Annotated in this window: 18 protein-coding genes; 8 read left to right on the forward strand and 10 right to left on the reverse strand. The window is 72.8% G+C overall.

Annotated features, from left to right (window positions below):
* Window positions 1-131: 131 nt before the first annotated feature.
* The 3 genes from MHY49_RS03035 to MHY49_RS03045 are packed head-to-tail and all read right to left on the reverse strand — an operon-like array spanning window position 132 to window position 4,547.
* Window positions 132-1,514 (reverse strand): APC family permease, encoded by a 1,383-nt coding sequence (locus MHY49_RS03035; RefSeq protein WP_239202496.1) that lies wholly within the window; start codon window positions 1,512-1,514, stop codon window positions 132-134.
* Complete coding sequence (gene dapE, locus MHY49_RS03040) at window positions 1,511-2,644, reverse strand: succinyl-diaminopimelate desuccinylase (RefSeq protein ID WP_239202505.1); 1,134 nt, start codon at window positions 2,642-2,644, stop codon at window positions 1,511-1,513. Before dapE ends, MHY49_RS03035 begins: the two co-directional genes overlap by 4 nt.
* Window positions 2,645-2,657: 13 nt before the next feature.
* Complete coding sequence (locus MHY49_RS03045; protein WP_239202507.1) at window positions 2,658-4,547, reverse strand: FAD/NAD(P)-binding domain-containing protein; 1,890 nt, start codon at window positions 4,545-4,547, stop codon at window positions 2,658-2,660.
* A gap of 363 nt (window positions 4,548-4,910) precedes the next feature.
* Between MHY49_RS03045 and MHY49_RS03050 the strand changes: the two genes are divergently transcribed.
* On the forward strand, window positions 4,911-6,374 hold the full coding sequence (locus MHY49_RS03050; protein ID WP_239202541.1) for a DHA2 family efflux MFS transporter permease subunit: 1,464 nt from the start codon (window positions 4,911-4,913) through the stop codon (window positions 6,372-6,374).
* Window positions 6,375-6,411: 37 nt separating this feature from the next.
* Here MHY49_RS03050 and MHY49_RS03055 read toward each other — a convergent pair whose 3' ends face one another.
* Window positions 6,412-7,791 carry an MFS transporter gene (locus tag MHY49_RS03055; RefSeq protein WP_239202513.1) on the reverse strand — a complete coding sequence of 460 codons (1,380 nt, stop codon included), beginning with the start codon at window positions 7,789-7,791 and terminating at the stop codon, window positions 6,412-6,414.
* Between the two features lie 81 nt (window positions 7,792-7,872).
* Between MHY49_RS03055 and MHY49_RS03060 the strand changes: the two genes are divergently transcribed.
* From MHY49_RS03060 to MHY49_RS03085, 6 genes are read left to right on the forward strand one after another with little or no spacing between them, the layout of a single operon-like run.
* On the forward strand, window positions 7,873-8,553 hold the full coding sequence (locus MHY49_RS03060) for a transcriptional regulator (protein ID WP_239202514.1): 681 nt from the start codon (window positions 7,873-7,875) through the stop codon (window positions 8,551-8,553).
* 33 nt (window positions 8,554-8,586) lie between these two features.
* Window positions 8,587-9,573, forward strand: coding sequence for a 2,3,4,5-tetrahydropyridine-2,6-dicarboxylate N-succinyltransferase (gene dapD / locus MHY49_RS03065; protein WP_239202516.1), 987 nt, complete (start codon window positions 8,587-8,589; stop codon window positions 9,571-9,573).
* A 58-nt stretch (window positions 9,574-9,631) separates the two neighbouring features.
* A complete protein-coding gene (locus MHY49_RS03070) occupies window positions 9,632-10,570 on the forward strand; it encodes a hypothetical protein (protein WP_239202518.1) in 939 nt (312 codons plus the stop codon).
* A 14-nt stretch (window positions 10,571-10,584) separates the two neighbouring features.
* Window positions 10,585-11,559: an AraC family transcriptional regulator gene (locus MHY49_RS03075; RefSeq protein WP_239202520.1), complete on the forward strand. Its 975-nt coding sequence runs from the start codon at window positions 10,585-10,587 to the stop codon at window positions 11,557-11,559.
* Complete coding sequence (locus MHY49_RS03080; protein WP_239202529.1) at window positions 11,552-12,079, forward strand: glyoxalase/bleomycin resistance/extradiol dioxygenase family protein; 528 nt, start codon at window positions 11,552-11,554, stop codon at window positions 12,077-12,079. Before MHY49_RS03075 ends, MHY49_RS03080 begins: the two co-directional genes overlap by 8 nt.
* A gap of 34 nt (window positions 12,080-12,113) precedes the next feature.
* On the forward strand, window positions 12,114-12,875 hold the full coding sequence (locus tag MHY49_RS03085; protein ID WP_239202530.1) for a glycerophosphodiester phosphodiesterase: 762 nt from the start codon (window positions 12,114-12,116) through the stop codon (window positions 12,873-12,875).
* 268 nt (window positions 12,876-13,143) lie between these two features.
* Here MHY49_RS03085 and MHY49_RS03090 read toward each other — a convergent pair whose 3' ends face one another.
* The 3 genes from MHY49_RS03090 to fdxA all read right to left on the reverse strand — a co-directional run bounded on the left by MHY49_RS03090 (window position 13,144) and on the right by fdxA (window position 16,358).
* Entirely contained in the window at window positions 13,144-14,541 is a 1,398-nt protein-coding gene (locus tag MHY49_RS03090; protein WP_200501096.1) for a citrate synthase, read from the reverse strand.
* Between the two features lie 202 nt (window positions 14,542-14,743).
* Window positions 14,744-15,955, reverse strand: a complete 1,212-nt coding sequence (gene dapC, locus MHY49_RS03095) for a succinyldiaminopimelate transaminase (RefSeq protein WP_239202531.1) — start codon at window positions 15,953-15,955, stop codon at window positions 14,744-14,746.
* A gap of 76 nt (window positions 15,956-16,031) precedes the next feature.
* Complete coding sequence (gene fdxA, locus MHY49_RS03100; protein WP_200501098.1) at window positions 16,032-16,358, reverse strand: ferredoxin; 327 nt, start codon at window positions 16,356-16,358, stop codon at window positions 16,032-16,034.
* Between the two features lie 250 nt (window positions 16,359-16,608).
* Here fdxA and MHY49_RS03105 point away from each other — a divergent pair, with 250 nt between their 5' ends.
* On the forward strand, window positions 16,609-16,953 hold the full coding sequence (locus MHY49_RS03105) for an acetyltransferase (RefSeq protein WP_239202532.1): 345 nt from the start codon (window positions 16,609-16,611) through the stop codon (window positions 16,951-16,953).
* Here the strand turns inward: MHY49_RS03105 and MHY49_RS03110 are convergent.
* From MHY49_RS03110 to typA, 3 genes are read right to left on the reverse strand one after another with little or no spacing between them, the layout of a single operon-like run.
* Window positions 16,895-17,509 carry a CDP-alcohol phosphatidyltransferase family protein gene (locus MHY49_RS03110; protein WP_239202533.1) on the reverse strand — a complete coding sequence of 205 codons (615 nt, stop codon included), beginning with the start codon at window positions 17,507-17,509 and terminating at the stop codon, window positions 16,895-16,897. The genes MHY49_RS03105 and MHY49_RS03110 overlap by 59 nt on opposite strands.
* Window positions 17,510-17,515: 6 nt before the next feature.
* Window positions 17,516-18,094 carry a hypothetical protein gene (locus MHY49_RS03115; RefSeq protein WP_239202534.1) on the reverse strand — a complete coding sequence of 193 codons (579 nt, stop codon included), beginning with the start codon at window positions 18,092-18,094 and terminating at the stop codon, window positions 17,516-17,518.
* Window positions 18,091-20,013, reverse strand: coding sequence for a translational GTPase TypA (typA, locus tag MHY49_RS03120; RefSeq protein WP_200501101.1), 1,923 nt, complete (start codon window positions 20,011-20,013; stop codon window positions 18,091-18,093). Before typA ends, MHY49_RS03115 begins: the two co-directional genes overlap by 4 nt.
* Window positions 20,014-20,095: the final 82 nt, after the last annotated feature.

Consider the following 20,095-nt stretch of genomic DNA (forward strand, 5'->3'; position numbering starts at 1 on the left):
TACGGCGGCGCTCGGACCGAGCGGGGAGGCGCCGGGGGCGTGTCGGCGGGGCCGACGGCGGGGCGCGGCCGAGGTCTCACCCGGCGACATCGAAGGTGTGTTCCTCGGCCGCAGGTGCGGACCGCCCGTGGTCAGGCGCCGGTGGCGCGCGGGCCGCGCACGAGCAGGACGATCAGTCCGAGCACCGCCCAGACGGCGCCCACGGCGAGCGCGAGCGGACTCGAGGAGACGAGCACCGCGAGCAGGGACAGGGCGCCCAGGATCGGGATCACCAGGTGCGGGAGAGGGCGCACCGGTCCCCCGCGTCGGCGCACCACGAAATAGCCGATCACGGAGGCATGGACGAGGACGAAGCCGGTGATCGCGCCGACGTCCACCGCGGAGGAGACCACGTCGAGCCCGTCGGGCCGCAGGGCCGCCCAGAGGGCGACGGCGACGTTCCCGGCGGCGGCCGCGAGCACGCCCGCCACGGGCGCCCCGGAGCGGGCGGAGACCTTCGCCAGGCCCCCGGGCAGCGAGCCGGAGCGGGCCATGTCCATGATCACGCGGCTCGCCGCGGCCTGCCCCACCAGCGCGCTGAACATCGCGCCCACACCCTTGGCCAGGGCGAGCAGACCGTGCAGCAGCGGACTGATCGAGGAGTCGACCATCGCGTAGTAGGCGTCGCCCTGCAGGGACGGGTCCGCCTGCAGCTGAGCGGTGCTCTGCGGGGAGAGCAGCGCGCCGATGTACGTCTGGAGGATGAAGAGCACACCGGCGACCGCGAGGCACACGAGAGTGGCCCGGGCGATCGCGGCGGAGCCCCCGCGGGTCTCCTCGGCGAAGGTCGCGAGCGCGTCGAAGCCCAGGTAGGACAGGACGGCGACGGAGACCGCACCGAGCACGAGGCGGGGGTGCAGGCCGGCGCCGCCGCCGGTGATCGGGTCGAGCCAGCCGCGCACCGGCCCGTCGGACGCGAGGACCGCGATCCCGGCGATCACGACCGCCGCCAGCACGAGCACCTCGACGAGCACGACCACGGCGGAGACCTTCGACGTCACGCCCACCCCGGCGAGGTTGAGGCCGGTGGTGAGCACGACCGCGACCACCACGAACACCCACACGGGGATCTGCGGGAACAGCGAGTGCAGGGCGATGCCGCTGAACAGGTAGGCGACCGAGGGGATCAGCACGTAGTCCAGCAGCATCATCCAGCCGCCCATGTGGCCCACTCTGCGGCCGACGCCCTCGCTCGCATAGGCGAAGACGCTGCCGGCGCGCGGGACGGCGCGGGACATGAGCGCGTAGCTCGAGGCGGTCAGCGCCATCACCAGTGTCGCGACGAGGTAGACGACGGGCACCACTCCGCCGGACTTCGCGTCGAGCGTCCCCCACACGCCGACGGCCGCGGCGGGGCCGATGAACACCAGGCCGTAGGCGAGGAGCTGGCCGAAGCCGATGCTGCGGCGGAGGGCGGGCGCGCCGTCTGCCGGCTCCGCGGACCCGCCGGGCACCCGCGCGCTCGGGCTGCTCATCGGGCCGACGGCTCGAGCCAGCGGCGCAGTCCGTCGAGGGCGGCGCGGAGGTCCTCGAAGGGCACGTGCTCGTCGTCGGTGTGGGCGAGGAGGGGGTCGCCGGGGCCGAAGTTCACGGCGGGGGTGCCGAGCTCGGCGAAGCGGGCGACGTCGGTCCACCCCTGCTTGGCGGCGACGCCCACCCCGTCGCCGAGCGCCGCGAGGAACTCGCGGGCGGCGGGGGTGTCCAGGCCCGGCAGGGCGCCGGCGGCGCTGTCGGTGACGACGATGTCCACGTCGCAGCCCTCGAGCAGCTCCCGCACGTGCGCCTCGGCCTGCGCGGGGCTGGTGTCCGGTGCGAAGCGGTAGTTCAGGGTGAGGGAGGCACGATCGGGGATGACGTTGCCGGCGATGCCGCCGCCGATGGCGACGGCGTTCAGGCACTCGCGGTACTCGAGTCCGTCGATGACGGCGCGGCGGGCCTCGTAGGCGTCGAGGCGCTGCAGGACCGGGGCGAGGTGATGGATGGCGTTGTCGCCCACCCAGTCTCGGGCCGAGTGGGCAGCGGTGCCGTGCGCGGTGACCTCGAGCTTCATGGTGCCCTTGCAGCCGCCCTCGACGCCCGCGGAGGTGGGCTCGCCGAGGATCGCGAAGTCGCCGCGCAGATGCTCGGGGTGGGTGCGGGCGATGCGGGTCAGGGAGTTGTCGACCGCGGCGACCTCCTCGTGGTCGTAGAAGAGGAAGGTGAGGTCCCGCGCGGGATCGGTCGCCTCGACGGCGACCGCGAGCAGCATCGCGACGCCGCCCTTCATGTCGCAGCTGCCGCGGCCCACGAGCTCGTCGCGGCCCTCGCGCACGCGGCGGGACGACGGCAGGTTGTCCGCCACCGGCACCGTGTCGAGGTGGCCCGCGAGGACCACGCGCTCCTCGCGCCCGAGGTCCGTGCGGGCGATGACGGTGTCGCCGTCGCGGATGACCGTGAGGTGCGGGGCGTGGGTGCGCAGCGCCTGCTCGACGGCGTCGGCGAGCGCCTTCTCGTTCCCGGAGACGGACTCGATGTCCACGATCGCGGCGGTGAGCTCGACGATGTCGGCGCGGGGATCGAGGGACGGCGCAGGGCCGGCGGGGGCGGAGCTGGAAGGCGAGGTCATGCGACCTATCGTGTCACGCGGGCAGCGCGCCGCCCCAGGCCGCGAGCCGGCGCGCGACGACCTCGGCGTGATGCAGGAGCTGCGGGGCCGTGCCGGGCTCCGCGGTGATCGCGGACCCGGGCTGGGCGGTGGAGACCGGGACGCCGACGAGCAGGCGCCGCTCGTGGACCCGCCCGTCCTTGCCGATCGGGGCGTAGAGACCGTCGACCGCGATCGAGCCCGTCGGCACGCGCCGGCCGGTGCCCCGGGAGGCCCACGAGTCCTGGCGGGCCTCTCCGCGCTCGCGCCAGGCCCGCAGCAGCGGGGAGGTGAAGGCGTTGAGCTCGACGCCCGGCAGATGCGCCTCGAGCACCCCGTCGCACACGTAGCGGCAGTCCTCGCCCGCGGTGACGACGAACCTGCCCGCCTCGTCGTCCACGTCCACGCGCATGCCCGGCCCCGTGAAGCGCACGAGCCCGGCCTCCTCGAGGGCGAGCAGCTGGCGCACGCGCAGCACGGGCGGGCCCGACGCCCAGGAGGCGAAGGCGTTGCGCAGGTGGCCGTCGATGTCGCGGGCCACGGACTCCGTGGTGTACGCGCCGAGGTCGATGAGCTGGTTGACCTGGATGCGGCATGCGGTGAGGACCCGGAAGACCAGCAGCCAGGCGGGATCCGGCTCGGCGGCCTCGCGCAGGCTGCGGCGCACCACCTCGAGGGTGCGGGCGTGCGCATCGGTGATCGGGCCGCCGCGTCGCCCGAAGGGGAACAGCATCCGCAGGATGACCGCTTCCTCGGCAAGAGCGCGGAAGCCCGAGACTACGAGGGCGCGCTGCAGCTCGGCGAGGATCAGCGGCATCACGTCGGCCTCGTGATCGAGGCCGTCGGGTCGCACGGAGAGCTCGAGCACGCGCTCGCGGGTGAGGATCCGCGGCTCGTGGGGCTCGGGGAGGTAGGGCCGCAGATCCGGCTTGGGCCGGTAGACCATGCCGGAGCGCGAGCCGACGATCAGCTGGGGCTCCCCGCCCCCGGGGATGTAGCGCAGACCCGAGGGGGCGTGCGCGTCGGGCGCGAACCTCCCGCCGGCGGCGTCGGCGAGCATGCCGATCGCGTCGTAGAAGTTCAGTCCCATGCCCTGCACGGCGACCCGCTCGCGGCCCAGCAGCGCGGAGTAGTCCACCTGGAGGGGGTTCGCGGGCGCCGCGTGCACGAGTCCGTGGCGCTCGGCAGCGTGCTCCATCACCTGGGAGCGCGGTCCGGGGGCCGTCGCGAGGTGACCGAGGGCGAGGGCGACGGCGTCCACGGTGAGCTCGGTGCCGTCCTCGAGCGCGACGCGCTGCGGGGTGCCCGGCTCGCCCGAGACGTCGAGAGCGCTGGTCCGGTGCACACGGATCCGCAGTCGGTTCGGGTCGGCGTCGGCGATGGCGCGCTCGAGCACGGCGGCGAGGTAGCGGCCGTGGGCGGCGCGGGAGGCGATGTCGGCCGGCCCCAGCCCTTCGGCGGCGAGGAAGTCGGCGAGGGTCTGCGTGTGCGGGACGGGCAGCTCGGGCCGGCACGACTCGTCGGGGTACATCGTGGTCTGGCAGGTCGCGGTGTTCATGAGCAGCACCTCGCCCTGGTCCCGCCGCCATACGTTGCCGCCGAGGCCGGCGCACGGGTCGACGAGGTGCACCTCGAGAAGGCCTTGCCAGTCGTCCCGCTGCGAGGCCGCGACCAGGCGCTCGATGATCGCGGTGCCGCGCGGGCCGGCCCCGATCACCGCGACCTCGCGGCGTCCCGCGCCGGTTCCGGCGTCGTCGGCGCGCCCGGTGGCGCCCGGCGGCGGCTCGCGGCGCTCGCGGTCCCCCGGGATCTCGCGGCGCGCGCGCTCGCCCGGCGCGGGAGCCGCGGGGCGGGTGCTCGGCGTGGGATCGGGGGCGGCGGTCATGGATCCCAGTATCGGGGTGGTCGGCCGCGGCGCGGGAACGGGACCCTCCGGGGCCACTGTGACGTTGGACCGCGCGAGCACTCCCGCGGGGGTTCGGAGTCCTACACTTCCGGAGCGCTCCGGCGCTGCCAGGCTCCCCTCTCAGGTCCGGTCCCGCAGGGACCGTCGGCCGACGGGCGCTCCTCTTACACGACGTCCCAGGAGGACCCCATGCCCGCGGAGCCCCGCGCCACAGACCCCCGCACCGCCGCCCAGGACCCGACGTCGGCCGCGGCCCGGGCCTCGACCCCGGCCGCGGGCCAGGCCCCGGACCAGGCCCCGACGCAGCCCGCCGAGCTCAGGCCGTGGCCCGCGCTGTGGTCGATGATCATCGGCTTCTTCATGCTGCTCGTGGACGGCACGATCGTCTCGATCGCAACCCCGCGGATCCAGGACGAGCTCGACGCCGACATCACCAAGGTCATCTGGGTGACCAGCGCCTACCTGCTCGCCTACGCCGTGCCGCTGCTGGTCACCGGCCGCCTCGGCGACCGCCTCGGCCCCAAGCGGGTCTACCTCGCCGGGCTCGTCGTCTTCACCCTCGCGAGCCTGTGGTGCGGACTGTCCGGCACGATCGAGATGCTGATCCTGGCGCGTGTGGTCCAGGGACTCGGCGCAGCCCTGATGACCCCGCAGACGATGACCGTCATCACCCGCATGTTCCCGCCGCAGCAGCGCGGCCCGGCCATGGCCCTGTGGGGCGCGACCGCGGGGGTCGCGAACCTCGTCGGCCCGATCCTCGGCGGTGTCCTGGTCGACGGTCTCGGCTGGGAGTGGATCTTCTTCGTCAACGTGCCCGTGGGCATCGTCGGCTTCGTCCTGGCCATGCGCCTTGTGCCGAACCTCGAGTCCCATACGCACCGCTTCGACCTGCCCGGCGTGCTGCTCTCCGCCGTCGGCATGTTCCTGGTGGTGTTCGGCATCCAGGAGGGGTCGACGTACGACTGGGGCACCATCACCGGCATCATCTCCGTCCCGCTGCTGATCGGCGCTGGGATCGTGGTGCTGGTCCTCTTCGTGCTCTGGCAGGCGAAGCAGAAGGGCGGCGAGCCGCTGCTGCCGCTGGGCCTGTTCCGCGACCGGAACTTCGCCGTCGCGAACCTCGCGATCGCCGGTGTGGGCGCCGCGATCGTGACCTTCGCGCTGCCCATCGTGCTGTGGACGCAGAACGTCAAGGGCTTCTCCCCCACCCAGTCGGCGCTGCTGCTCGCACCGATGGCGATCATCGGCGGGGGTCTCTCCCCGCTCGTCGGCAAGAATCTGCACCGCTGGAACACGCGGCTGCTCGCGGTCGTGGGCCTGGCCCTGTTCGGCCTGGGCATCGCCGCCATGGGCGTGCTCGTCATGAACGACGCCGCCTGGTACTGGCTGCTGATCCCGGGCGCCGTCATGGGCCTGGGCAACGCGGGCATGTGGGCGCCGCTGTCGATCTCCGCGACCTACGGACTCTCCCGTGCGCAGGCGGGCGCCGGCTCGGGCGTCTACAACGCGATGCGCCAGCTCGGCGCCGTGATCGGCTCCGCGGCGATCGCCGCGGTGATGGCCTCGCGCATCACCTCCGAGTTCGCGGACGCGGGCCTGGGCGGCGGATCCGGCGCGGGCAACGGCGCGAGCGACCACGCCGCCGCGGGCGGCGAGGCCGGCGCATCCTCCGGCGGCGTGCTGCCGGACATGCTGCACGCCCCGTACGCGCATGCGATGGGCGAGAGCCTGTTCCTGCCCGCGGCGATCATGGGCGTCGCGGTGATCGCGGCGCTGTTCCTCCGCAACGCCAACGCGCGGCGCTGAGGGGCCGGCGGGGCGGAGCGCCCGACAGCTCGCGGGTTCACCCGCGGGCGGCGTGCTCGCCCTCGTCGGCGACTCGACCGTCGTCCGCCGACGCACCGTCGTCGGCACGACCGTCGATCCAGGGCTCGTCTGCTGCGAGCCCGGTGAGCCGCGCGTGCTCCACCCAGCCGGCGGCGGCGGGGATCGAGCGCAGATGGGGTCCGATGACGGCGATCACCGCCGCCAATGCGCAGAGGGCGGCGAACACGCCGAGGGTCATCGGCGCGCCCGCGTGCGCCAGTCCCCAGCCCGCGATGGCGGGCGCGAGCGGCATCAGCCCCATGGCCACGAGCGCGTTGAGCGCGCCCACCCGCCCCTGCATCGACGTGGGCGTGATGTGCAGGAAGAACCCTCCGCTGCCGGCGTTCAGAGCGGGCAGCGGGAGACCCATGACCGCGTAGAGCACGGCGATCATCCACGGGGACGGGGCGAAGGGGATCGCCAGGGTGGATGCCGCCAGCACGATGAGACCGCCGATGACCACGATCCCCGTGGGCACCCGCTCGACGATCCGGGGCGCGATCACGGCGCCCATCAGGATCGAGGCGGCGAGCACCGAGGAGAGCAGGCCGATCTGCGCGGCGGGGACGCCGCGCGCAGCGAGCATGAGGGTGACGGTGAGCAGGGCGCCGTTCGAACCGAGGTTCACGAGCGCGGCCACCGCGCCGAGCTGCACCCGCACGGGCTGGGCGATGCTCCAGCGCAGGGCGTCGAGCAGGTCCCGGCCGACGTGGGAGCGGGACAGCCCTGCCGTGGACTCCGCAGGCCGAGGGCGGTAGTCGCCGCGCATCCGCAGCGTCGCGATCAACGAGCCGACGTGTCCGATCACGAGGGTGAGGGCCGGCAGTGCGAGGTGCACCGCGAGCAGTGCGCCGCTCGCGGGCCCGCTGCCCAGCTCGATCGCCGCCTCACGTCCCTCGTTGATCGAGATGGCGCGCGGCAGCTGGGCGGGCGGGACGATCTGCTTGAGCATCGCGTCCGACGCGAACCCCAGGAGCGTGCCGCGCAGTCGATGGACGAAGGCGAGGGCCGCGAGCACCGGAACGTTCGCGACGCCCCCGACGAGCACCGCGACGAGGACCGCCTGGGTGAGGATCCCGGTCGCCGAGGCGAGCAGCCGCAGCCGCCGCCGGTCGAACCGATCAGCGAGCAGACCGCCGGGGATCATGCCGATCAATCCCCCGATCCCCTCGAGCAGGCCCACGAGCCCCACGGCCGCGACCGAGCCGGTCACCGCGAGGGTGACGAGCGGGAAGGCGAAGGCCGCGATCCCCGCACCGGCGTCCAGCAGCACGTCACCCACGAGCCAGCGCCTGTACTCGGCGTTCCGCCGGAGCGGCTCGTGGGTCCCGTGGACGGTCTTCGTCGGCCGATGCATGCCGCGAGACTAAACCCGCACGCATTCTTGCGCAATAATCATTGCGCATGTGTCGGTGCGGGTTCTCTGTAGGCTCCGGGCATGAGCACCGAGGAGCAGCCCCCGTCGGCCGAGCGCCACGACGTCGCGACGCAGGAGATGCTGCGGGCGATGGCGCACCCGCTGCGCGTGGAGATCATGGAGCTCGTGGGCCGCCGCGGCACGGCCCGCGCCGCGGACCTCGCCGAGGAGATGGGTGTGGCGGCGAACGCGCTGAGCTACCACCTGCGCACCCTCGCGAAAGCGGGGGTCATCGAGGAGGCCCCCGAGGAGGCGCGCGACCGCAGGGACCGAGTCTGGCGGCTGACGCAGGCGAGTTTCTACACCGCGGATGCCGGCGGCACCGCCGAGCAGTCAGGGGACGTGCATGAGTACCGATCAGCCGCATCGGACATGAGCCTCGCAGCATTCGAATGGATCCGCAGCGGATGGGTCCGATACAGCTCGCGCTACCTCCGCGAGTCCGACCCGAGTGGGCTCGCGCATTCCCAGCTGTACGCCACCTCTCTGCGACTGGACCGCCGACAAGCTGAGGACTTCGGTCGCCGGATGGCCGCGATCGTCGAGGAGTTCAAGGCCCTGAACCGCGACGCGAACGGGCGCGAGCTCGATGGTGCCCCGGACTCTGAAGGCACTGCGGAGGAGTATCGGGCGCTCTTCACCGTGTACGGGGTCGCGCCGCGTCCGTCCGCACAGGAGGATTCCCACACCGCAGAGGGATAGGAAGCACCCGCCGCGCTCCGTAGAATCCTTCGCATGAGCACCCCCGCGAACTCCGCCGACACGACCACGCCGACGCACGCCTGGGGCATCGGCCTCGCCACCCTCGCCGCCGACGGCTCGACCCTCGACACCTGGTACCCGGCCCCTCAGCTCGGCGAGGCGCCCGCGGACCTCGAGTCCCAGCCGCTGCACGCGCAGCTCGGCGCCGCCGCCCGCGAGGACGAGGTGCGCGGCACCCGCCAGGAGGTCGTCGCCCGCGCGATCGAGCTCGCGGCCGCCCCGGCCGACACCGCCGACGCCTACCTGCGCCTGCACCTGCTCTCCCACCGTCTGATCGAGCCCAATGTGCAGAGCCTCGAGGGCCTGTTCGGCCAGCTCACCAACGTCGTCTGGACCTCCGAGGGCCCCTGCGCGGTCCCCGGCTTCGAGGAGACCCGCCTGCGCCTCATCGCCGCCGGCCGCACCCCCACCGTGTTCAGCGTCGACAAGTTCCCGCGCATGGTCGACTACGTGCTGCCCTCCGGCGTGCGCATCGGCGACGCCGACCGCGTCCGCCTCGGCGCCCACCTCGCGGACGGCACCACCGTCATGCACGAGGGATTCGTGAACTTCAACGCCGGCACGCTCGGCCACTCCATGGTCGAGGGCCGCATCTCCCAGGGCGTCGTCGTCGGCGACGGGTCCGACGTGGGCGGCGGCGCCTCCACCATGGGCACCCTCTCCGGAGGCGGCACCGAGCGCGTGCGCATCGGCCGCCGCTCGCTGCTGGGCGCCGAGTCCGGCATCGGGATCGCGCTCGGCGACGACTGCGTGGTCGAGGCCGGCCTGTACGTCACGGCCGGCACGAAGGTCTCCGTCGTCGACCCGCGCGGCGTCGAGGACGGCACCGTCGTCAAGGCGCGCGAGCTCTCCGGCATGGACAACCTCCTGTTCCGACGCAACTCCGTGACCGGCGCCGTCGAGGTCGTGGCCCGCGAGGGCCGCACCGTCGAGCTCAACGCCGCGCTGCACGCGAACTGACCCCGCGACGCCCCCGTCCGACGCCCCGCCGAGACCCGCACCGCCGAGACGACCGCCCATGGCCCGCTCCCGACGCTCCCGCTCCGGCCGCTCGCGCATGCGGCACCTCACGGTGCCCCTCGTGATGCTGCTGGTGCTGGTCTTCGTCGTCGCCGGGACGTTCTTCGCGCTGACCCGCTTCGCGTCCGTCCAGCGCAGCGGGCAGTGCACGGCGGCGGGCCTCGGGACGACGCACGAGTACACGACCGAGCGCACCGCGAACGCAGCGCTGATCAGCGCGGTCGCCGTGGACCGGGGCCTGCCGCCGCGCGCGGCGTCGATCGCGCTCGCCACGGCGTACCAGGAGTCGAAGCTGCAGAACATCGAGCACGGCGACCGCGACTCCCAGGGCCTGTTCCAGCAGCGTCCCTCGCAGGGCTGGGGCACCCAGGCGCAGATCATGGACCCGGTCCATGCGACCAACGCCTTCTACGACTCCCTCGTGAAGCTCGACTACGCCTCGATGAGCGTGAACGACGCCGCCCAGAAGGTGCAGCGCTCGGGCTATCCCGAGGCCTACGGCGACCACGAGACCGAGGGGCGGATCTTCGCCTCCGCACTCACCGGGCAGTCCGGTGCGAACCTCGTGTGCGACATCGCCGCACCTGACTCGGCGGCCTCGCCCCAGAGCGTGCAGGACGCCCTGAAGGATCAGTTCCCGCGACGCACGAAGGCCGGGACGATCTCGAGCTCTCTGGCGTCCGCCTCATCGGTCGCGACGTCCCGACCCGACGGCTCCAGTGCGACCGCCCTGGTCATCGACACGCACGGTGACACGGCGCTGGGCTGGGCGGTCGCGAACTGGTCCGTCGCCCGTGCGGCCGACGACGGCGTCGTCCAGGTCTCCTATCAGGGTCGCGCCTGGCAGCGCGAGTCCCACGACCAGGAAGCCGGCACCTGGCCGAGCGTCGACGGCGGCGACGCGGACCGCGTGGTGGTGCTCGTCGCCGGAGGGTGACTACCCTCGGGAGCATGAGCGGGAACGCGCGAGCAGCGCAGGTCCCAGCACCTCCGGACACGACGCCGCAGGTCGGAACGTCGGAAGGACGCACGGCGGACGGTCCGGCATGGGACTTCGCGAACGCCCGGACGGGCAGGCCGCCGGGCATCGACGCGATGGTCGGCTATCGCGCCCTCGACGTCCCCGAGGTGGTGCATCGCGGACTTCCCGCCTCCCGCCTGACCTTCATCCTCGCCCTCGACGCGGGCGTCGAGGCCGCATCGGGCACCGCCGGCCCGGAGGGTCTGCGCCGCGCGCAGCCGGCGCCCGTGGTCATCGGCGGCCTGCACATGACATCGAGCCTCGTACGGCAGCGGCCGTCGCAGGCCGGCATCCAGATGTCCGTCCATCCCCTCGCGGCCCGGGCACTCCTCGGAGTGCCCGCTGTCGGCCTCCCCGTGGAGGAGTTCGACGCCGCCGGCGTGCTGGGTCAATGGGCCGTCGACCTGCAGGAGCGGGTGCGCGAGGCGAGCTGCTGGCAGGAGAGGTTCGCCCTGGTCTCCGCAGGCCTCCGGCAGCGGCTCGGACAGCATGACCGCGGGCCCAGGGCCAGCGGCGGCCGCCTGCGGCCCGAGCTGCTGCGCGCCTGGTGGCTGCTCGAGCGCAGCGGCGGACGGGCCCGCATCGGCGACATCGCGGCAGACGTCGGCCTCGGCCCCCGACGGCTCGGTGCCCTGTTCCACCAGGAGCTGGGCCGCTCCCCCAAGCAGGTCGCCGGACTCATGCGCTTCGAGCGTGCGGTGGCCTCGACCGCCCGCTCCGTGCGCACCACGGGCCGTGCCGATCTGGCGTCGATCGCTGCCACCAGCGGCTACGCCGACCAAGCCCACCTGACCCGCGAGTTCAGCCGCTTCGCGGGGCTCGCGCCCGGCGCGTGGATCCGCGAGGAGTTCCGGAACATTCAAGACGGCGGCCACGGCGCGGCGGAGGATCGCCTGCATGAATGAGACACGGACACCCCCGCAGACCCACACGACCACTCCGACCACCCCAAGCACGCCGACCGCACCGACCGCACCGACCACTTCCGAGCTCACCGCGGACTCTCCCGGGGGCTCCTCCGGGCCGACGCTCTTCGCGACGTTCCGCGCCCGGGACGCCGCCGCGCTGATCGACTACCTGCAGGACGTGCTCGGCTTCGTCCTCACCGCTCGCTACGACGACGGCGAGCGCGTCGCCCACGCGGAGCTGCGCCGACCCGACGGCCGCGGCGGCGTGATGCTCGGCGACGTCCAGGAGGGCGCCGAGTGGTCCCCGGAGCCCGGCGGTGCGGGCCTCTACGTGGTCGTGGATGAGATCGATACGCTGTACGAGCGCGTGGTCGCCAAGGACGCGCAGGTCATCACGCCCCTCGCCGACACCCCGTACGGTAGCCGCGAGTTCGCGGTGCGGGACCCCGAGGGAAACATGTGGTCCTTCGGGACGTACGCGGGAGAACAGGTCCCCGCGGTCCGCGCCCCGGAGTGACCTCCGCGAGCAGCCACGGAGACAGGAGAGCGCCATGGACATCGACGCCGGCGCCGAGGCCCTGGACAGCACCGCCGACTCCGCCGCACCGTCACCGGAGATCGTCGCCCATCGCGGGGATCCTGTCGGCGCGATCGAGAACACGCGCGAGGCGATCACGCGGGCCACGGCGTCGGGCGCCCGCACGGTCGAGATCGACGTGCGGCTGACGGCCGACGGCATCCCCGTGCTGTTGCACGACCCGACGCTGGAACGGCTCTGGGGCGATCCGCGCCCGATCACGGACATCTCGCATGGGGAGCTGGCCGACCTCGCGCCGCAGATCCCCGCTCTCGTCGAGGCGCTGCGGGTCGTGGCTCCCGCCCGACTGCTCATCGACATGCCGGACGCGTCACCGGCCGCCGCGAGCGCCGTGGCCGTGGCCGACGCGCGCCGGGGCGCCCCGCAGCTCCCGCCGCCCGCGTGGTGCGGCGATCTCACGGCCCTGCGCATCATCCGCGATGCCGATGCCGAGGCGGAGATCTGGATGACCTGGAAGGAGGACGGCATGCCCTCGCGCGATCTCGTGGAGAGCCTGCGACCTCGCTTCTGGAACCCCGAGCACAACAGGGTCACGGCCCGCAGCGCGGCTGCCGCGCGCGCCCTGGGCATGGAGGTCTCGTGCTGGACGGTCGACGACCCCGCGCGCGCCAAGGACCTGGCCGCCCTCGGGGTCCGCGCGATCATCTCCAACCGCGCCGCGAAGGTCAGGGACGAGTTCGCCGACGGGCGGTCTGGAAGCCCGGCGCAGGTCTAGCCGGCTCGGGCCTGGGCCCGGCTCAGGTCCCCAGCCGAGCCGAGGCTCTTCGCACCGCCGACGGCCTTCGATGTCACGGAGCGGCATATAGCGGACGCCTCTGCCATATATGGCAGAGGCGTCCGCTATATGCCGCTGGGCGACAGGTCAGCGCCGCGGCAAGGGCCAGTGCAGCAGTCTCGGGCAACGGGACATCAGCCCCGTCGAGGTGCGACGACCCCAGCGCAGGTGCCCACACCCCGCGACCGGCCGCGTGGCCCCGACCCGCTCAGTGGTCCTGGCGGCGCTCCTGGGCGACGCGCTCCTGCTGGGCGCGGCGCTCGGCCTCGAGCTCGGCCTGGAGCTGCTCGAGGCGGATCTCGGTAGTGCCGGTGCGCTCGGGCATCGGGGCGTACTCGCGCAGCTCGGAGCCGGTGTAGATCTGGCGGGGACGGCCGATCTTCGTCTCCGGGTCGTGGATCATCTCGTTCCACTGCGCGATCCAGCCCGGCATGCGGCCGATCGCGAAGAGCACCGTGAACATCTGCGTGGGGAAGCCCATCGCCTTGTAGATGATGCCGGTGTAGAAGTCGACGTTCGGGTAGAGCTTGCGCTCCACGAAGTAGTCGTCCTTGAGCGCGATCTCCTCGAGCTGCATGGCGAGGTCGAGGCGCTCGTCGTGGATGCCCAGGCGCTCCAGGACGTCGTCGGCGATCTTCTTGACGAACTTCGCGCGCGGGTCGTAGTTCTTGTAGACACGGTGCCCGAAGCCCATCAGGCGGATGCCGTCCTCCTTGTTCTTCACGCGCTCCATGAAGTCCTTGGGATCCATACCGCGCTCGCTGATCTCGTCGAGCATCTCCATCACGGCCGCGTTCGCGCCGCCGTGGGCGGGGCCGGAGAGGGCGCCGATGCCGGCGGAGATCGAGGTGAAGAGGTTGGCCTGCGCGGAGCCGACGAGCCGCACGGCGGAGGCCGAGCAGTTCTGCTCGTGGTCGGCGTGCAGGATGAGCAGCTGCTCGAGCGCACGCACCACGACCGGGTCGGCGATGTACTTCTCGACGGGGAACCCGAAGGTCAGGCGCAGGAAGTTCTCGATGAGGGAGAGCTGGTTGTCCGGGTACAGGAGCGCGTGGCCCTTGCTGACGCGGTAGGCGTAGGCCGCCATCGTGGGGACCTTCGCGAGCAGGCGGTAGCTGCTCAGGCGCACCTGGTCCTCGTCGAACGGGTCGAGGGAGTCCTGGTAGAAGGTCGAGAGCGCGGAGACGCCGGCCTGCATGACGGCCATCGGGTGGGCGTCGCGGGGGAAGCCGTCGAACAGGCTCTTGAAGCGCTCGTCGAGCAGGGTGCGCCGCTCCACGGAGGACACGAAGTTCTCGAGCTGCCCCTGGGTGGGCAGCTCGCCGTTGATGAGCAGGTAGGCGACCTCGAGGTAGCTGGAGTGCTCGGCGAGCTGCTCGATCGGGTAGCCGCGGTAGCGCAGGATTCCCTCGTCGCCGTCGATGTAGGTGATCGACGACTTCGTGTTCGCCGTGTTCATGAAGCCCGGGTCGTAGGTGACGTCGCCGGTCTGCTTGCGCAGCGGGGCGATGCTGATGCCGCTGTTGCCCTCGACGGCCTCGACGAAGGGAAGGTCCAGATCCTGGTCGCGGTGGGTGAGGCGGGAGGTCGGCGTCGCGTTGTTCATGTGCTCTCCGTTGTGCATCGGCGTCGGTGGGGGCCGACGGGCGACCCTGGGTCGTGCGGCGGGACGCGAGGGGCGTCCCGATGGTCGTGCGGTGGGGCGCGCGGTGCGTCCCGGGGGTTGGTCCGGTCCGGGGACCGGTGCGGTCGGGGTCAGGTGCGGGTCCGGGCCGGGGCCGGCGCGGCCCTCGGGTCCCGGTGGCGGATCAGCGGCGGGTGAGCCGCTCGACCGCGGCGGAGATCCGTTCGTCGCTCGCGGTCAGTGCGATGCGGACGAAGCGCTCCCCCGCCTCACCATAGAACATTCCGGGGGCGGTGAGGATTCCCAGCTTCGCGAGCTCATGGACGCTGGCCATGGAGTCCTCGCCGAAGGTGGTCCAGAGGTACAGCCCGGCGCGCGACCCGTGGATCTCGCCGCCGAAGCCCTCGACGGCCTCGCGCAGCGCGGTGCGGCGGGCGCGGTAGACGCCGTGCTGGGCGCGCACGGCGTCGTCGTCTGCCAGAGCGGCCGTCATGGCGACCTGCACGGGGGTGGGCAGCATCATCCCGGCCTGCTTGCGGATGGCGGTGAGCTCACCCACGAGCTCCGGGTCGCCGGCGACGAACGCCGCCCGGTAGCCCGCGAGGTTCGACTGCTTCGAGAGCGAGTACACGCAGAGCAGCCCGGTGAGGTCGCCGCCGTGCACGCGCGGATCCAGGATCGAGGGCACCTCCTCGACGTCCCAGGGCAGCAGGGCGTAGCACTCGTCGGAGGCGATGATGATGCCCCGCTCGCGCGCCCAGGAGACGATGCTGCGCAGCTGGGAGACGTCCAGGACCTCGCCGGTCGGGTTCCCCGGGGAGTTCAGCCACAGCAGGCCGATCCGCCCGAGGTCCTCGGCGGGGATCGCGGCATCGCCCTCGGCGGCCAGGCGCTCCATGTCGACGGGCACGCTGCGGGCGCCCACGAAGCGCGCCCCCATGTCGTAGGTCGGGTAGGCGACGTGCGGGAAGGCGACGGCGCCGTCCGCCCCGATGCCGAGCTGGAAGGGCAGGTGGGCGACGAGCTCCTTGGAGCCGACGGTCGGCAGCACGTGCTCGTGGCCGATGCCCGCAGCGCCTGCGGAACCACCGTCGGACCCGCCGTCGGACCCCGCTCCGGCGCCGGCTCCGCGGCGCCTCACCACGAAGTCCACGAGCGCATCGCGCAGGGCCGCGGTGCCGACGGTGGTCGGGTACCCGTGGGCGTCGGACGCCTCGCGCAGTGCCTGCTGCACGCGCTCGGGGGTCGGGTCCACGGGCGTGCCGACGGACAGGTCGACGAGTCCGCCCGAGTGGGCGCTCGCCGCGCGCTTGGCCTCCGCGAGGGAGTCCCAGGGGAAGGCGGGCAGGCGCGCGGCCAGGGGCTCGCGCGGGGCCGACGGGCGGTGCTGCGCCATCAGATCCTTCTTTCCAGACTGCGTTCCGGGCCGCTCGGCGCAGAGGTCGCCTTACGCGTCTCCGCGCAGGGTCGCTTCACGCGTCGTTCGGGTTCGGCGGGAGCGCCTCGATGAGCGGATGGTCCTTGTCGATGACGCCCATCTTCGCAGCGCCGCCGGGGGCGCCGAGCTCGTCGAAGAACTCGACGTTGGCTTTGTAGTAGTCGGCCCACTCGTCCGGGAGGTCGTCCTCGTAGTAGATCGCCTCGACCGGGCAGACGGGCTCGCAGGCGCCGCAGTCCACGCATTCGTCGGGCTGGATGTACAGCGACCGGGTGCCCTCGTAGATGCAGTCCACGGGGCATTCGTCCACGCATGCCCTGTCCTTCACGTCCACGCAGGGCAGGGCGATGACGTACGTCATGCAGCGATCCTTCCAGGGCAGGGACCGGACGACGGCCGGGTCTGTGCCCGCTCCCGGCCCCGGCCGGGAGCGGGCGGGGCGCCGCAGCGGGGGCCGACGCGATGGTCCCAGGATGTTCTCGGGCTCCCGGGGCGAGGGAGCCGTCCCCATCATGTCACCGTCGCCCGTGTCTGCGGGGCCCACGGCCCGCCCTCCGGCGCGCAGGTGACGAGGTCGACATCGCGGCCGGACCCGCCGATAGCCTGGAGCCATGGCCCAGGAGCATTCCCCGGATCCGGCAGCGGGCGCGACGCCCGGCGATGCGCCGGACACCGCCGACCCGATCGCGCCTCCTGCTCCCGCGCGGAGACCCCGTCCGGGGTGGGCGCCGTTCCTCCAGGTGGGGACCCGCGTGGTGGTGCGCTATGCGATCGACCGCAGCGCGTCGCCGCACGGCGAGGGGATGACCGATGCGCTGGGAGTGATCGAGGACGCCGACGAGGACACCCTCACGATCGCGACCAAGCGCGGCAGCGACCGGGTGGTGCGGGGTCTCGTCACCGCCGCCAGGCCGGTGCCCGATCCTCCCCGCCGCCGCGGTGGCGCAGGGCGCTGAGCAGGTAGCCGGCACCGGCGATCAGGTGCAGCAGCACGCCGACCCAGACGAGCACGCGCAGCGCCGGGATCGCGGCGGGCAGCCACGCGGCCGCGGCGGCCAGCAGGAACACGGCCGACATCAGCACCGCGGTGCGCGCCTTGCCGATGCGCGATACGGGCAGCGCGCCCCCGGCGGCGGTGCGGCCGGCGAGGGCGAGCAGCACGATGTCCACGAGGGCGATCACGCCCAGCGGGATCCACGAGAGGACGCCGGCGAGGGCGAGCGAGAGCACCACGCCCACGAGCCCCAGGCGGTCGGCGATCGGGTCGATGATCGCGCCGGTGCGGCTGGTCTGGTGCAGAGCGCGGGCCAGCAGCCCGTCGACCCAGTCCGTGAGCGCCCAGACGAGCAGCAGGACCACCGCGAGCGGGTCGGGGCCGCCGTCCACCAGCAGCACGCACACCGGCAGGAGCAGCAGGAAGCGCAGCAGGGTGACCGCGTTGGGGATCGTCGCCCAGTCCGGGCGCCGTGTCCCGTGGGGCGCGGCAGTGCGACGAGGGTCGAGGGCCTCCACGCCCGCTCAGACCCGTCGGCCGGCGGAGCCCGCCGAGCCCGAGCCGCCAGTCGTGCTAGAGCCTCTCGCCGTGCTCGAGACGCCCGCCGAGCCCGAGCCGCCCGTCGGACGACCCCGACGCGAGGCGAGGTGCTGGATGCCCAGGAACACGAAGGGCACCGCGATGCCGATGCCCTGCACGATCCACCCGGAGATCTGCGCCTTCTGCGCGATGACGGCGGGCATCAGCACTCCCCCGCCGGGGCTGGTGCCCGCGAAGGGGAGCACCATCAGGCCCCAGACGCAGCCGAGCACCACCACGGGCAGCCGTGCACCGGTCGCGGCCCACAGGAAGGTCGCGGCGGCGAACTGGAAGACGGCGCCGAACACGAGCCCCACGGGCAGCTCGACGCCCGCGACCGTCAGCTCCAGGCGGTGCATCGTCACCAGCAGGAGCACGGAGACCACAGCCACCACGATCGCGGCGATGACCTGGGAGACCCTGGCCGCGATCGAGGCGGTCTCCGGCGCCGTGCGCGCGGGGCCCCCCGGCGCCGTGCGCACGGGGGTGCCCGGCGACGTGCGTCCGGAGGGGCCGGGGGTCACGCGGTGCCCTTGGTCTTTCCGCGCTGCTTGGAGCGCTCCTGGGCGCTGAGGGCGACCTTGCGGATGCGGACGATCTCGGGGGTGACCTCGACGCACTCGTCCTGGTTCGCGAACTCGAGGGACTCCTCGAGGGTGAGCTTGCGCGGCGGCACGAGGTTCTCGAACGCCTCGGAGGAGGCTGCACGCATGTTCGTCAGCTTCTTCTCCTTGGTGATGTTGACGTCCATGTCCTCGGCGCGCGAGTTCTCGCCGACGATCTGGCCCTCATAGACCTCGCTCGTGGGCTCGACGAAGAACGAGCCGCGCTCCTGGAGGTTGATCATCGCGTACGGCGTCACGACGCCGGCGCGGTCGGCGACCAGCGAGCCCGAGGTGCGGAACTCGATGTGGCCCATCCAGGGCTCGAACCCGTCGGCGTAGGAGGAGGCGATGCCGTTGCCGCGGGTCTCCGTGAGGAAGCGGGTGCGGAAGCCGATGAGGCCGCGCGAGGGCACCAGGAACTCCATGCGGACCCAGCCGGAGCCGTGGTTGCTCATGGTCTCCATGCGGCCCTTGCGGGAGGCCATCAGCTGGGTGACGGCGCCCAGGTACTCCTCGGGCACGTCGATGGTCATCCGCTCGACGGGCTCGCAGGTCTTGCCGTCGATCTCGCGGGTCAGCACGCGGGGCTTGCCCACGGTGAGCTCGAAGCCCTCGCGGCGCATCTGCTCGACGAGGATCGCGAGCGCGAGCTCGCCGCGGCCCTGGACCTCCCAGGCGTCGGGACGCTCGGTGGGGAGGATCTTCAGGGACACGTTGCCCACGAGCTCGGCGTCGAGGCGGTCCTTGACCTGGCGGGCGGTGAGCTTGTGGCCCTTGCCGTTCTTGCCGGCCAGCGGCGAGGTGTTGATGCCGATGGTCATGGAGATCGCCGGGTCGTCGACCGTGATCAGCGGCAGCGGCCGCGGGTCCTCGACGTCGGTGAGGGTCTCGCCGATCATGATCTCGGGGATGCCGGCGACCGCGACGATGTCGCCCGGGCGGGCCGTGCGGGTCATGGGCTCGCGGGCGAGGCCCTTGGTCTCCAGCAGCTCGGTGATCTTCACGGTCTTCGTCTCGCCGTGGCGGGTGCACCAGGCGACCTGCTCGCCCTTGGTGAGCTCGCCGCTCTTGACGCGCAGCAGGGCGAGGCGGCCCAGGAACGGCGAGGCGTCGAGGTTCGTGACGTGGGCCTGCAGCGGCATCTCGTCGTCGAAGCTCGGCGCGGGGATCGACTCGATGATCGTCTTGAACAGGGGCTCCACGTTCTCGGACGCCGGGAGCTCGCCGTCGGCCGGCTGCTCGAGATCGGCGCGGCCGGCCTTGCCCGAGGCGTAGACGACCGGCACGTCGAGGACGGCATCCAGATCGAGGTCCGGGACCTCGTCGGAGAGGTCGGAGGCCAGGCCCAGCAGCAGGTCGGTCGACTCGCCGACGACCTCCTCGATGCGGGCGTCGGGACGGTCCACCTTGTTGACCACGAGGATCACGGGGAGCTTCGCGGCCAGTGCCTTGCGCAGCACGAAGCGGGTCTGCGGGAGCGGGCCCTCCGAGGCGTCCACGAGGAGCACCACGCCATCGACCATCGAGAGGCCGCGCTCGACCTCTCCGCCGAAGTCGGCGTGGCCGGGGGTGTCGATGACGTTGATGGTGATGCCGTCGGGCTCGCCGTTCGCCGCCGCCGACGGTCCGTGATACCGGATCGCGGTGTTCTTGGCGAGGATCGTGATGCCCTTCTCGCGCTCGAGCTCACCGGAATCCATGGCGCGGTCGTCGTGCTTGTCGCGCTCGCCGAGCGCGCCGCCCTGCGTGAGCATGGCATCCACGAGGGTGGTCTTGCCGTGGTCGACGTGGGCGACGATAGCGACATTGCGCAGGTCGGTGCGGTGCTGGAGGGACATGCGGAGGCTGCTCGATTCGTCGTCGGTAGGCGGCGCACTCCTCACGCCGTCGCCCCGCGGCATTCCCGGCAGCGGCCCCTGC

It is taken from the genome of Brachybacterium sp. ACRRE (genome assembly GCF_022346485.1).
Lineage (GTDB): Bacteria > Actinomycetota > Actinomycetes > Actinomycetales > Dermabacteraceae > Brachybacterium > Brachybacterium halotolerans.